This is a genomic window from Enterobacter sp. BIGb0383 (genome assembly GCF_003751845.1).
Taxonomy (GTDB): Bacteria; Pseudomonadota; Gammaproteobacteria; order Enterobacterales; family Enterobacteriaceae; genus BIGb0383.
Genome location: NZ_RJKQ01000002.1, coordinates 15017 through 27224, shown reverse-complemented (window position 1 = coordinate 27224; position 12208 = coordinate 15017). Strand labels below are relative to the sequence as shown.

Genomic DNA, 12208 nt, shown 5'->3' with positions numbered 1-12208 from the left:
GTGTGGGAGAGAATAATGCGAATTAAACCTGACGATAACTGGCGTTGGTATTTTGATGACGAGCACGATCGTATGATGCTCGATCTGGCCAATGGCATGTTATTCCGTTCGCGTTTTGCCCGCAAAATGCTGACGCCGGACGCCTTCTCTCCCGGCGGTTTCTGCGTTGATGACGCCGCGCTGTACTTCTCTTTCGATGAGAAGTGCCGCGAGCTGGAGCTGTCCAATGAACAGCGCGCCGAACTGGTGCTGAACGCGCTGGTGGCGATTCGCTTCCTCAAGCCGCAGATGCCAAAAAGCTGGCACTTCGTTGCGCATTCCGACAGCTGGCTACCGCTGGCGGGCGACGCTGCCTGCGTCTGGTTAAGCGATACCCGTGAGACGGTGAGCCTGCTGGTGGTCGAGTCGGGTGACAACGCCGCGCTGTGCCTGCTGGCGCAGCCGGGTGTAGTGATCGCCGGACGAACAATGCAGCTCGGCGACGCCATCAAAATTATGAACGACCGCCTGAAACCGCTGCCGCGTCCGGCAAGCTTTGGACTCGAACAGGCCGTCTGAGCCGCCCTTTCTACAGGGCGGAGAGCCGCAGCGGCGTTTTGGGAATGCAGCTGCAGCTTAGAATCGTCCCGTCATCAGCCCGCGCGTTTTTCTTCAGCACATTGACTTCACCTTCCAGCAAACGTACCCGACAGCAGCCGCAGATCCCGGCCCGACAAGAATAGGGAACGCGAATTCCCTGTTGCTCAAGCTGCTCCAGTAAGATTTGCTGATTGTTGCCACGGAACGCCTGGCCTTCCCATTCCACGGAAACAGTGCCTTCCGGCTCCGTTTCCGGGACCAGGGTTTCTTCGACCTGACCTGCGCCGTAAGGTTTTGCCGGACCGGTCGCCAGAATTTCGATCTCATCACCCACGCGAACTACGCCGCTGTTGCGGGCGATCAGGTTCTGCCCGAAATCGACATCGCCGTTGTCCTGTGCGGTGCGAAACGTCTGCAGCGTTGCCAGAGGCTCACCTGAAGGGTGTTTTTGCCCGCGTTCCGGGCTGACGGTGGTAAAAATACAGCGGCTACAGGGTTTGACGACGTCAAAAATCACCTCGCCGATGCGGATGGTTTTCCAGCCGTCCTCAGCCCATGCCGGTACGCCGGTAACGACCAGATTCGGGCGAAACTGCTCCATTTTGACGCTGGCGATGCAGCGCTGCTGCAGATCGCGCAGAGAGGCGTCGTTGGTCAGCAGATAGGGAAAACCATCGGCAAACGAGAGCGGGACATCTTCATGGCGTTTTACCCGGCGAGTCGGCTCGGGACCGACCCAGCGCAGTTGCACCTCGCGGGCGAAAAAGGTCGACAGCCAGCGGTTGATCTCCGCGGGCGCAATCAGGGCGGTAAAGTGGTTACCCCAGACTTCGGTCGGCGCGGCGGTGGCGGCAAATTCGGCGAAGCGTATTCGCGCACTGCTGCCGTCCGGCGCCGTCAGGTGCAGGCCGTCATACAGCGGGGACGCCGTGAAACGCACCATCTGTGGATACTGGCGTGCGGTAATAAAAGTGCCATCGGGTTCGGTGACCATAAAGATGCGGTCAAAGGCCATGCCGCTGATGTCGGCCAGCGCATGACTCAAACCGATGCCGCGCATGGATTTGACCGGATGTATAAAAAGCCGTGATAAGGTTGCCACTGCCCGCTTCCTGAAAATGAAAATAAGCCTTCAACTTTATGACATAGCCGCCAGATTGGCTATAATGCGCAGCAATTTTCTACGAGTAATAAGTGACGATATGAATTCTCTGTTTGCCAGTACGGCCCGCGGGCTGGAAGAGCTGTTAAAAACTGAACTGGAAAACCTCGGCGCGCAGGCGTGCCGGGTGGTTCAGGGCGGTGTCCATTTTGAAGGTGACACCCGGCTCATCTACCAGAGCCTGATGTGGAGTCGTCTGGCGTCGCGCATCATGATGCCACTGGGTGAGTGTGGCGTTTACAGCGACCTCGACCTTTACCTTGGCGTACAGTCGATCAAGTGGACGGAGATTTTTGCCGAAGGCGCAAGCTTTGCGGTGCATTTCAGCGGCCTGAATGACAGCATCCGTAATAGCCAGTACGGCGCGCTGAAGGTAAAAGATGCCATCGTCGATGCCTTTACCCGTAAAGACCTCCCGCGCCCGAACGTCGATCGCGAGAACCCGGATTTACGTATTAACGTCTGGCTTAACAAAGACACCGCCCATATCTCGCTCGATCTGAGCGGGGAAGGTCTGCATCTGCGTGGCTACCGCGACGGTACCGGTCAGGCGCCAATCAAAGAAAACCTTGCTGCGGCCATCGTGATGCGCTCCGGCTGGCAGCCGGGAACGCCGCTGCTGGATCCGATGTGCGGTTCCGGCACGCTGCTGATTGAAGCCGCTATGTGGGCGACCGATCGCGCACCGGGCCTGCATCGCGGGCACTGGGGCTTTGGCGGCTGGGCGCAGCATGATGACGCGATTTGGCAGTCGGTGAAGGCTGAAGCCCAGACCCGCGCCCGTCAGGGGCTGGCGGACTACGGCGCACGCTTCTACGGCTCTGATAACGACGCCCGCGTGATTGAGCGCGCCCAGCGCAACGCCCGTCGCGCCGGGATCGGCGAACTGGTGACCTTTGAGGTTAAAGAAGCCTCGCAGCTCAGCAATCCGCTGCCGAAAGGCCCTTACGGGACGGTGATCAGCAACCCACCTTACGGTGAGCGTCTCGAGAGCGAACCGGCGCTGATTGCGCTGCACAGCCTGCTGGGGCGGACCCTGAAAAATCAGTTTGGCGGCTGGACCCTGTCGTTGTTCAGCGCCTCACCGGAGCTGCTGAGCTGCCTGCAACTGCGTGCCGAACGTCAGTTCAAGGCGAAAAACGGCGCGCTGGACTGCGTGCAGAAAAACTACCATCTGACCGAAACCACCGGCGATGCACTGCCGCCAGCGATGGCAGACGATTACGCCAACCGTCTGCGCAAGAATGTGAAAAAGCTGGAGAAGTGGGCGCGTCAGGAAGGGATCGAATGCTATCGCCTGTACGATGCCGACCTGCCTGACTATAACGTGGCGGTGGATCGTTATGCGGACTGGGTCGTGGTACAGGAGTATGCCGCGCCGAAAACCGTCGACGCCACCAAAGCGCGTCAGCGCCTGTTCGATATCATTGCTGCGACCATCGCCGTGCTGGGCATTGCGCCGAATAAACTGGTGCTGAAAACCCGTGAGCGCCAGAAAGGCACCAATCAGTATCAGAAGATGAACGAGAAGGGCGAGTTTATCCAGGTGAGCGAATACAACGCGCAGCTGTGGGTCAACCTGACCGACTATCTCGATACCGGCCTGTTCCTCGATCACCGCATTGCCCGCCGGATGCTCGGCCAGATGAGCAAAGGCAAAGATTTCCTTAACCTGTTTGCCTACACCGGCAGCGCCAGCGTTCACGCCGGGCTTGGCGGCGCACGCAGCACCACCACCGTGGATATGTCGCGTACTTATCTGGAATGGGCCGAGCGTAACCTGCGCCTGAACGGTCTGACCGGTCGCGGGCATCGCCTGATGCAGGCGGATGTGCTGGGCTGGCTGCGCGAAAGCGATGAGCAGTTCGACCTGATCTTTATCGATCCGCCGACCTTCTCCAACTCCAAACGTATGGAAGAAGCCTTTGACGTCCAGCGCGATCACCTGCGTCTGATGCAGGATCTGAAACGTCTGCTGCGCAAAGGCGGCACCATTATGTTCTCAAACAACAAACGCGGTTTCCGCATGGACCTGGAAGGACTGGCTACGCTGGGACTGAAGGCTCAGGAAATCACGCAAAAAACGCAGTCGCAGGACTTCGCCCGTAATCGTCAGATCCATAACTGCTGGCTGATCACCGAAGCCTGAAAGGAAAAGTAAATGTCATTAATCAGTATGCACGGTGCCTGGCTGTCATTCAGCGACTCACCGCTTCTTGATAACACCGAACTGCACATCGAAGATAACGAGCGCGTTTGTCTGGTGGGCCGTAATGGCGCCGGTAAATCGACGCTGATGAAAATCCTCAACCGTGAACAGGGCCTGGATGATGGACGTATCGTCTATGAACAGGATCTGGTTATTGCTCGTCTGCAACAGGATCCGCCGCGTAATGTGGCGGGTAGCGTCTACGATTTCGTTGCCGGGGGCATCGAAGAGCAGGCGGAATACCTGAAACAGTATCACGAGATTTCCCATCTGGTGATGACCGATCCGAGCGACAAAAATCTCAATGAGATGGCGCGGTTGCAGGAACTGCTCGATCACCACAACCTGTGGCAGATCGAAACCCGTATCAACGACGTTCTCACTCAGCTGGGGCTGGATGCGGATATGCCGCTGGCGTCCCTTTCCGGCGGCTGGCTGCGTAAAGCCGCGCTGGGCCGTGCGCTGGTTAGCGGCCCGCGTGTGCTGCTGCTGGATGAACCGACGAACCACCTCGATATCGAAACGATCGACTGGCTGGAAGGCTTCCTGAAGTCGTTTAGCGGCACCATTATCTTTATCTCGCACGACCGTTCGTTTATTCGCAATATGTCGACGCGTATTGTCGACCTCGATCGCGGCAAGCTGGTCTCTTATCCGGGCAACTACGATCAGTATCTGCTGGATAAAGAAGAAGCGCTGCGTGTGGAAGAGCTGCAGAACGCCGAGTTCGATCGCAAGCTGGCCCAGGAAGAAGTCTGGATCCGCCAGGGCATTAAAGCGCGCCGTACTCGTAACGAAGGCCGCGTGCGCGCCCTGAAAGCGATGCGCAACGAGCGTAGCGAGCGCCGCGAAGTAATGGGCAGCGCCAAAATGCAGGTCGAAGAGGCCAGCCGCTCGGGCAAAATCGTCTTCGAAATGGAAGACGTGGACTACAGACTCGGTGATAAGAAGCTGGTGCAGGGAATGAGTGCCCAGGTTCAGCGCGGGGATAAAATTGCCCTGATCGGCCCTAACGGCTGCGGTAAAACCACGCTGCTGAAACTGATGTTAGGTCAGCTTGAAGCGGATAGCGGTCGCGTTCACGTCGGGACCAAGCTGGAAGTCGCCTACTTTGACCAGCACCGCGCAGAGCTGGATCCGGACAGAACGGTGATGGATAACCTGTCCGAAGGTAAACAGGAAGTGCTGGTGAACGGTAAACCTCGCCACGTGCTGGGTTATCTGCAGGACTTCCTGTTCCATCCTAAACGTGCGATGACGCCGGTTCGCGCGCTTTCCGGCGGTGAGCGTAACCGTCTGCTGCTGGCGCGTCTGTTCCTGAAACCCAGCAACCTGCTGATTCTCGATGAACCGACCAACGACCTCGACGTTGAAACGCTCGAGCTGCTGGAAGAGCTGATCGACAGCTATCAGGGCACCGTCCTGCTGGTGAGCCACGATCGTCAGTTTGTTGATAATACCGTGACCGAATGCTGGATCTTCGAAGGGGAAGGGCACATTGGTCAGTACGTTGGCGGCTATCACGACTCTCGTGGCCAGCAGGCTCAGTCTCTGGCGCAAAAACAGACGGTTAGCCGTAAGTCTGCGCAAGAACCGGCGGCGAAGGCAGAAGCTGTTAAACGCGGCGGTAACAAACTAAGCTATAACCTGCAGCGGGAATTAGAGCAGCTTCCTCAGCAGCTTGAAGAGCTGGAAGCCAGTCTGACAGACCTGCAGGCGCAGGTTGCGGACGGGGCGTTCTTTAGCCAGTCCCACGACCATACCCAGAAGGTGCTGGCAGACCTGGCCGCCGCCGAAGAGGCGCTTGAGCAGGCGTTTGCGCGCTGGGAGCATCTTGAGGCGCTGAAAAACGGCGCGTAAGTAAAGGAGCGAATATGTGCGAACATCATCATGCCGCCGCGCATATACTCTGCCCGCAGTGTGACTTGCTGGTGGCTCTGCCGCATCTTGCGCACGGCCACAAAGCAAACTGCCCGCGCTGCGGTACGACGCTCACGGTTGAGTGGGATGCGCCAAGACAGCGTCCCACCGCCTGGGCGACGGCGGCACTGTTTATGCTGCTGCTGGCGAATCTATTCCCCTTTGTCAGCATGAAGGTCGCGGGTGTCAGCAGCGAAGTTTCGCTGCTGGAGATCCCGGGCGTGATGTTCAGCGAAGATTACGCCAGCCTTGGTCTGTTCTTTATCCTGTTTGTGCAGCTGGTGCCCGCCTTTTGTCTGGTGAGCATTCTGCTGCTGGTGAACCAGGTCTCCATGCCTTCAAAGCTGAAGATCTGGCTTGCCAAAATCCTCTTTAAATTACAAAGCTGGGGCATGGCGGAGATTTTCCTCGCCGGGGTGCTGGTGAGCTTCGTCAAGCTGATGGCCTACGGGGATATCGGCATCGGCAGCAGCTTTGTGCCCTGGTGCCTGTTTTGCCTGCTGCAGCTGCGTACGTATCAGTGCGTTGACCGGCGCTGGCTATGGGACGACATTGCCCCGATGCCGGAGCTTCACCAGCCGCTGCGCGTGGGCGTGCCGGGGATCCGCCAGGGGCTGCGCTCCTGCCGCTGCTGCACGGCCATCTTACCGGCTGACCAGCTTGTCTGTCCCCGCTGTGAGACCACGGGGTACGTGCGGCGCAGGCATAGCCTGCAGTGGACAATGGCGCTGCTGGTGACCTCAATCCTGCTCTACTTCCCGGCTAACCTCCTGCCGATCATGATTACCGATCTCCTGGGCTCGAAGATGCCCTCGACGATCCTGGCAGGCGTTGTCCTGCTGTGGAGCGAGGGATCCTATCCGGTGGCGATGGTGATTTTTATTGCCAGCATCATGGTGCCGACGCTGAAGATGATCGCGATTGCCTGGCTATGCTGGGATGCCAACCGGGAAGGCACGCGCGATAGCGAGCGGATGCACCTGATTTATGAAGTTGTCGAGTTTGTTGGCCGCTGGTCGATGATCGACGTGTTTGTTATCGCCGTGCTCTCTGCGCTGGTGCGCATTGGCGGGCTAATGAATATCTATCCCGCCATGGGGGCTTTAATGTTTGCTCTGGTGGTGATCGCGACCATGTTTTCGGCAATGACCTTTGACCCACGTCTTTCGTGGGATCGGCAGCCGGACTCAAACCCTGAGGAGTCGTAGCAGTATGGAAACCAAAGCGGGAGAAGCTAAGGTGCAGAAAGTTAAAAACTGGTCGCCGGTGTGGATCTTTCCCATCGTGACCGCGCTGATCGGCGCCTGGATCCTTTTTTATCACTACAGCCATCAGGGTCCGGTTGTCACGCTGATCACTAACAACGCGGAAGGCATTGAAGGCGGGAAAACCACCATCAAGAGCCGCAGCGTTGACGTCGGCGTGGTGGAAAGCGCGACCCTGACGGACGATCTGACCCACGTAGAGATTAAAGCGCGGCTCAACTCCGGTATGGAGAAGCTCCTGCACAGCGATTCCGTATTCTGGGTGGTCAAACCCCAGGTGGGTCGTGAGGGCATTAGCGGTCTCGGAACCTTGCTGTCCGGTGCCTATATCGAACTGCAGCCGGGGAACAAAGGCGGCGAGCCGGAGCGCTATCAGCTGCTCGATGCGCCGCCGCTGGCGCCGCCGGATGCGAAAGGCATCCGCGTCGTGCTCGACAGCAGCCGCGCCGGACAACTCTCACCCGGCGATCCGGTCCTGTTCCGCGGCTACCGCGTGGGATCCGTGGAGGCCAGCACCTTTAATCCGCAGACGCGCAGCATCAGCTATCAGCTGTTTATTAACGCGCCCAACGATCGCCTCGTGACCAGCAACGTGCGTTTCTGGAAAGACAGTGGGATCGCGGTGGATCTGACCTCTGCCGGGATGCGCGTCGAAATGGGATCGCTGACCACGCTATTTGGCGGCGGCGTCAGCTTTGATGTGCCGGAAGGATTTGAACTGGGACAGCCCGTCGCTGAGCGCGCGGAATTTAAGCTGTACGACGATCAGCGCAGTATCCAGGAATCCCTCTACACGGAACACATCGACTATCTGATGTTCTTTAAAGATTCGATTCGCGGCCTGCAGCCGGGCGCGCCGGTTGAGTTCCGCGGTATTCGCATGGGTACGGTGGCCAAAGTGCCTTACTTCGTGCCGGGTATGCGCCAGGCGCTCAACGATGACTACCGTATCCCGGTTCTGGTGCGTATCGAGCCTGAGCGGCTGGAAATGCAGATGGGCGAGGATGCGGGCATTGCGACCCACCTGCCTGAGCTGCTGAGTAAAGGCCTGCGTGCGTCGCTGAAGACCGGCAACCTGGTGACTGGAGCGCTGTATGTCGACCTTGATTTCTATCCTAAGGCGGAACCGATTAGCGGGCTGCGCGAGTTTGCCGGTCACCAGGTGATCCCGACCATGAGCGGCGGGCTGGCGCAAATTCAGCAGCGACTGATGGATACGCTGGATAAGATTAATAATCTGCCGCTGAACCCGATGCTGGAACAGGCGACGGGCACCCTGGCGGAAAGCCAGCGCACGATGCGTCATCTGCAGACCACGCTGGATAATCTCAACAAGATCACCGCCAGTCAGTCTATGCAGCAGCTGCCGAATGATATGCAGAAGACACTGCGCGAGCTTAATCGCAGCATGCAGGGCTTCCAGCCAGGCTCTGCGGCCTATAACAAAATGGTCGCGGATATGCAGCGGCTCGATCAGGTTCTGCGTGAGCTGCAGCCGGTGCTCAAGACGCTGAACGAGAAGAGCAACGCGCTGGTATTTGAAGCGAAGAATAAAAAGGATCCTGAGCCGAAGAGGGCGAAAGAATGAAAAAGTGGCTAGTAGTATTGATGGCGGCGTGGCTGAGCGCATGCAGCAGCGGCGGAGAGAGTAAAAGCTATTATCAGCTGCCTCTGGTACAGAGCAGCGTACAGAGCAGTGCCAGCCAGGGGAGCCGACAGCTGTGGATCGATCAGGTTGCGGTGGCGGATTATCTGGCGGGCAATGGCGTGGTGTATCAGACCAGCGACGTTCAGTATGAAATTGCCACAAATAATTTGTGGGCCAGCCCGCTGGACCAGCAGCTGAAAAACACCCTGGTGGCTAACCTGAGCCGTCAGCTGGCAGGCTGGGTGGTGGCATCTCAGCCTCTGGGCAACGATCAGGATACGCTCAGCATCACGGTGACCGGTTTCCATGGCCGCTATGACGGCAGGGCGGTGGTCAGCGGAGAGTGGCTGCTTAACCATCAGGGAAGGCTGACCAAGCAGCCTTTCCATATTGAACTGAAGCAGGACCAGGATGGCTATGATGCGCTGGTCAAAGTGCTGGCAGAGGCCTGGCAGAAAGAGGCGGCTAATATCGCGACGGAACTAAAACGGCTGCCTTAATTACAATTTTTTATAACTTTTACCGTATCTGACATAGCGTCAGGTACGGTTTTTTTTTGCGTTTTTGATCAGCTTGTTACCCGTCTTGCTTCACATATTTTTCACAAATGATCCCCTGCGTACCTCACAAATATGACATCGGTATGAATTTTACGCATTGACGGTAAGAATAATTCACGGTATTCGTTAATGGTGACTGCATGTTTTGTAGTCATGTTTTCTTTTCCACCAGATCAAAAAATGAGGGAAACGAGGCATGAAGAGACAAAAACGCGATCGCCTGGAAAGGGCACATCAACGGGGCTATCAGGCCGGTATCACCGGACGCTCTAAAGAGATATGTCCTTATCAGAGCTTGAATCAACGGTCTTATTGGCTTGGAGGCTGGCGAGAGGCCATGGAGGACAAAGTTGCAACTGCCTGAGACGCTGTCTCTTTAGAACAAGAAACCTCCGCATAGCGGAGGTTTCGCCTGAAGGGGATCAGAACGCAGAAGTATCCTGGAACAGACCCACTTTCAAATCGGTTGCGTTGTAGATAACACGGCCGTCAACCAGCACTTCACCATCTGCAATACCCATCACCAGACGACGGTTAATGACGCGTTTGAAGTGAATACGGTAGGTGACTTTTTTCGCTTCCGGCAGGATCTGACCGGCGAATTTAACTTCACCCACGCCCAGCGCACGGCCTTTACCTTCGCCGCCCAGCCAGCCGAGATAGAAACCGACGAGCTGCCACATTGCATCAAGACCCAGACAGCCTGGCATTACCGGGTCGCCGATAAAGTGGCAACCGAAGAACCACAGCTCCGGATTGATATCCAGCTCGGCTTCAACATAACCCTTGTCGAAGTTTCCGCCGGTTTCCGTCATTTTGACGACACGGTCCATCATCAGCATGCTTGGAGCCGGTAACTGCGGGCCTTTCGCGCCAAACAGTTCACCGCGGCCGGAGGCAAGAAGATCTTCTTTCGTATAGGATTCGCGTTTATCTACCATGTTTTCAGTAAGCCTTATTCTAGTGAAGGACGCAGGATAGCTAACACGTGTACGCTGAACAAGTCCGATCAGTTTGGGTTAAACCAGTTTAACCAACGAAGCGGCCAGGGATAGCGATGACGTGGATCCTGTTGCGTCGCCTGTGCGATGCGTTCCTGGATAGTTTGCAGCAGCGATGTCTGACCTTCAGCGTCCCACGGCAAGCGGGTCAACAGCGGTAGCGCATCGGTTACGTCGTCAATGCTCCAGATAAAGAACTGCTCGTTTTCCACGGCTTCCAGCAGCGGCTGCGCCAGTGTCAGATGGCGAACATTGGCCGCAGGAATGATAACCCCCTGCTTGCCGGTAAGCCCACGCTGCTGGCAGATGTTAAAGAAACCCTCAATTTTTTCATTCAGCCCGCCGACCGGCTGCGAGCGGCCGAACTGATCCACAGAACCGGTAATGGCAATCTGCTGATCGATGGGCACGCCGGCAAGGGCGCTGATAAGCGCGCACAGCTCAGCCATTGAGGCGCTGTCGCCGTCTACCTCACCATAGGACTGCTCAAAGGTTAGCGAGGCGGAGAAGGGCAGCTGCTGGTCAAGCTCAAGCTCGCCCATCAGGAACGCCTGCATGATCATCATGCCTTTAGCGTGAATGTTGCCGCCCAGCTCGGCCTTACGTTCGACATCGGTGAATTCGCCGTCGCCCGTATGCACCACGCAGCTGATGCGCGAAGGTTCGCCAAAGGCGCGTGGATGACCCGGGAATTCGACCACCGACAGGGCGTTGATCTGGCCGATCTGCTCGCCGTCAGTTTCAACGAGGATCTGTTCAAGCAGAATTTCGTCCTGCATACGATCGGCCAGGAAGCCTTCACGCCATTCACGCTGCTCCAGCATTGTCCGGAGCTGTTCTGCCGTGAACGGGCCATCCTCTTCAATGAAGGGGGCGACTTCGCGCAGCTGGCGGGCTATCCAGCGCGGACACAGAGGCAGTGTCAGTTGATCCATGGTGTAGCGGGTCGCTTCGCGGATCAGAACCGGCCATGCGTCGGCCGCCGGACCTGCGAGCTGCAGGCGCTCGGCCTGGGCCCATATCCACTGGCACCAGCGGGACATATCATCCGTATCGACAATCTGCAGCGTGTCTTCAAATTCACTGTAGATGGACTGGGCCGTCAGTTCCGGCTCCATTTCCTGGAGATCGGCCAGGGCTTCACGCTCGCCGACCAGAATCACTTTCAGCTGCAGCGGCATCGACGGTACGGTGACCGGCAGCGGACGCGACTCGTCCATGCTGAGCCAGTCAAAGCGCTGCTGGCTGACAATGCGCTTCAGGCGCAGCCACAGAAGCGGCTGGGCCAGCAGGGTACGCAGGCTCAGTATCAGCACGCCGCCGTTAGCCTGGTGTACCAGGCCTGGCTGCAGCGCGATACTGCCGTTGAACTGGCGAACGCAGCCAAGAAGTTGTTCAGACTCCACCCAGTCGGCATACAGCGTCTGACCGCTGCTGGCAAAGTTATCATTGACCGAGCGGGCCGGGTGGCAGGTGACCGCGGTTCCGTCGACCTGGTAGCTGACGCCGGTCAGGGTTTCCGGGGGCTGTTGCAGCTGCTGTGCCGTCTCTGCAATAAGTTGCAGATACTCAATTTCTTCCGGCGCTTTCACCAGCATGAAGGGGGAGATCGCGAGCGGATGCAGCAGTTGCTCAAGCCCGTAGTGCAGACGGGCCTGGACGTCACTGAACAGGGTATCGGTTGTTGTCGCTAATTCGGGCTGTGCAAACAGTTCCTGATAGCTCTCGGTGTCAGGAACGAGGTCACGCCATGCTAGTTTATTCGTGGTCAAATTTGATGTTTTTTAGTCAGATGTAAAGGGCGGGATTATACCGTAAGCTGTGGACCAGCACACGGATATTAGTCACCGTAAAAAGCACGTTC

The 12208-nt window shown here is 57.4% G+C and carries 10 protein-coding genes; 7 read left to right on the top strand and 3 right to left on the bottom strand.

The genetic code is table 11. The features are described 5' to 3' along the window. The first annotated feature begins 15 nt into the window (after positions 1–15). Positions 16–558 carry a cell division protein ZapC gene (gene zapC / locus EDF81_RS08560; protein ID WP_123347734.1) on the top strand — a complete coding sequence of 181 codons (543 nt, stop codon included), beginning with the start codon at positions 16–18 and terminating at the stop codon, positions 556–558. A gap of 10 nt (positions 559–568) precedes the next feature. Here the strand turns inward: zapC and EDF81_RS08555 are convergent, their stop codons facing one another. Beyond that, the gene (locus EDF81_RS08555) at positions 569–1681 is read right to left on the bottom strand and encodes a YcbX family protein (protein WP_123347733.1); all 1113 of its coding nucleotides are present in this window, start codon (positions 1679–1681) and stop codon (positions 569–571) included. A gap of 100 nt (positions 1682–1781) precedes the next feature. Between EDF81_RS08555 and rlmKL the strand changes: the two genes are divergently transcribed. From rlmKL to rmf, 6 genes are all read left to right on the top strand, one after another. After that, positions 1782–3890, top strand: a complete 2109-nt coding sequence (gene rlmKL, locus EDF81_RS08550) for a bifunctional 23S rRNA (guanine(2069)-N(7))-methyltransferase RlmK/23S rRNA (guanine(2445)-N(2))-methyltransferase RlmL (RefSeq protein WP_123347732.1) — start codon at positions 1782–1784, stop codon at positions 3888–3890. A 12-nt stretch (positions 3891–3902) separates the two neighbouring features. Continuing rightward, a complete protein-coding gene (locus EDF81_RS08545; protein ID WP_123347731.1) occupies positions 3903–5810 on the top strand; it encodes an ABC transporter ATP-binding protein in 1908 nt (635 codons plus the stop codon). 14 nt (positions 5811–5824) lie between these two features. Further along, positions 5825–7078: a membrane integrity-associated transporter subunit PqiA gene (gene pqiA, locus EDF81_RS08540; protein ID WP_123347730.1), complete on the top strand. Its 1254-nt coding sequence runs from the start codon at positions 5825–5827 to the stop codon at positions 7076–7078. A 4-nt stretch (positions 7079–7082) separates the two neighbouring features. Further along, complete coding sequence (pqiB, locus tag EDF81_RS08535) at positions 7083–8723, top strand: intermembrane transport protein PqiB (protein WP_123347729.1); 1641 nt, start codon at positions 7083–7085, stop codon at positions 8721–8723. Beyond that, a complete protein-coding gene (pqiC, locus tag EDF81_RS08530) occupies positions 8720–9283 on the top strand; it encodes a membrane integrity-associated transporter subunit PqiC (protein WP_123347728.1) in 564 nt (187 codons plus the stop codon). The genes pqiB and pqiC overlap by 4 nt, the downstream gene beginning before the upstream one ends. A 256-nt stretch (positions 9284–9539) precedes the next feature. Further along, positions 9540–9707, top strand: a complete 168-nt coding sequence (gene rmf, locus EDF81_RS08525; protein ID WP_123347727.1) for a ribosome modulation factor — start codon at positions 9540–9542, stop codon at positions 9705–9707. 58 nt (positions 9708–9765) lie between these two features. Here the strand turns inward: rmf and fabA are convergent, their stop codons facing one another. Next, complete coding sequence (gene fabA / locus EDF81_RS08520; RefSeq protein ID WP_123347726.1) at positions 9766–10284, bottom strand: bifunctional 3-hydroxydecanoyl-ACP dehydratase/trans-2-decenoyl-ACP isomerase; 519 nt, start codon at positions 10282–10284, stop codon at positions 9766–9768. A 68-nt stretch (positions 10285–10352) separates the two neighbouring features. Further along, on the bottom strand, positions 10353–12116 hold the full coding sequence (locus EDF81_RS08515; protein WP_123347725.1) for a Lon protease family protein: 1764 nt from the start codon (positions 12114–12116) through the stop codon (positions 10353–10355). Between the last annotated feature and the right edge of the window lie 92 nt (positions 12117–12208).

Excerpts from the sequence above, each read along its gene's own strand:
- zapC (WP_123347734.1), top strand. The coding sequence starts at position 16 with ATGCGAATTAAACCTGACGATAACTGGCGTTGGTATTTTGATGACGAG.
- rlmKL (WP_123347732.1), top strand. The coding sequence starts at position 1,782 with ATGAATTCTCTGTTTGCCAGTACGGCCCGCGGGCTGGAAGAGCTGTTA.
- EDF81_RS08545 (WP_123347731.1), top strand. The coding sequence starts at position 3,903 with ATGTCATTAATCAGTATGCACGGTGCCTGGCTGTCATTCAGCGACTCA.
- pqiA (WP_123347730.1), top strand. The coding sequence starts at position 5,825 with ATGTGCGAACATCATCATGCCGCCGCGCATATACTCTGCCCGCAGTGT.
- pqiB (WP_123347729.1), top strand. The coding sequence starts at position 7,083 with ATGGAAACCAAAGCGGGAGAAGCTAAGGTGCAGAAAGTTAAAAACTGG.
- pqiC (WP_123347728.1), top strand. The coding sequence starts at position 8,720 with ATGAAAAAGTGGCTAGTAGTATTGATGGCGGCGTGGCTGAGCGCATGC.
- rmf (WP_123347727.1), top strand. The coding sequence starts at position 9,540 with ATGAAGAGACAAAAACGCGATCGCCTGGAAAGGGCACATCAACGGGGC.
- fabA (WP_123347726.1), bottom strand. The coding sequence starts at position 10,284 with ATGGTAGATAAACGCGAATCCTATACGAAAGAAGATCTTCTTGCCTCC.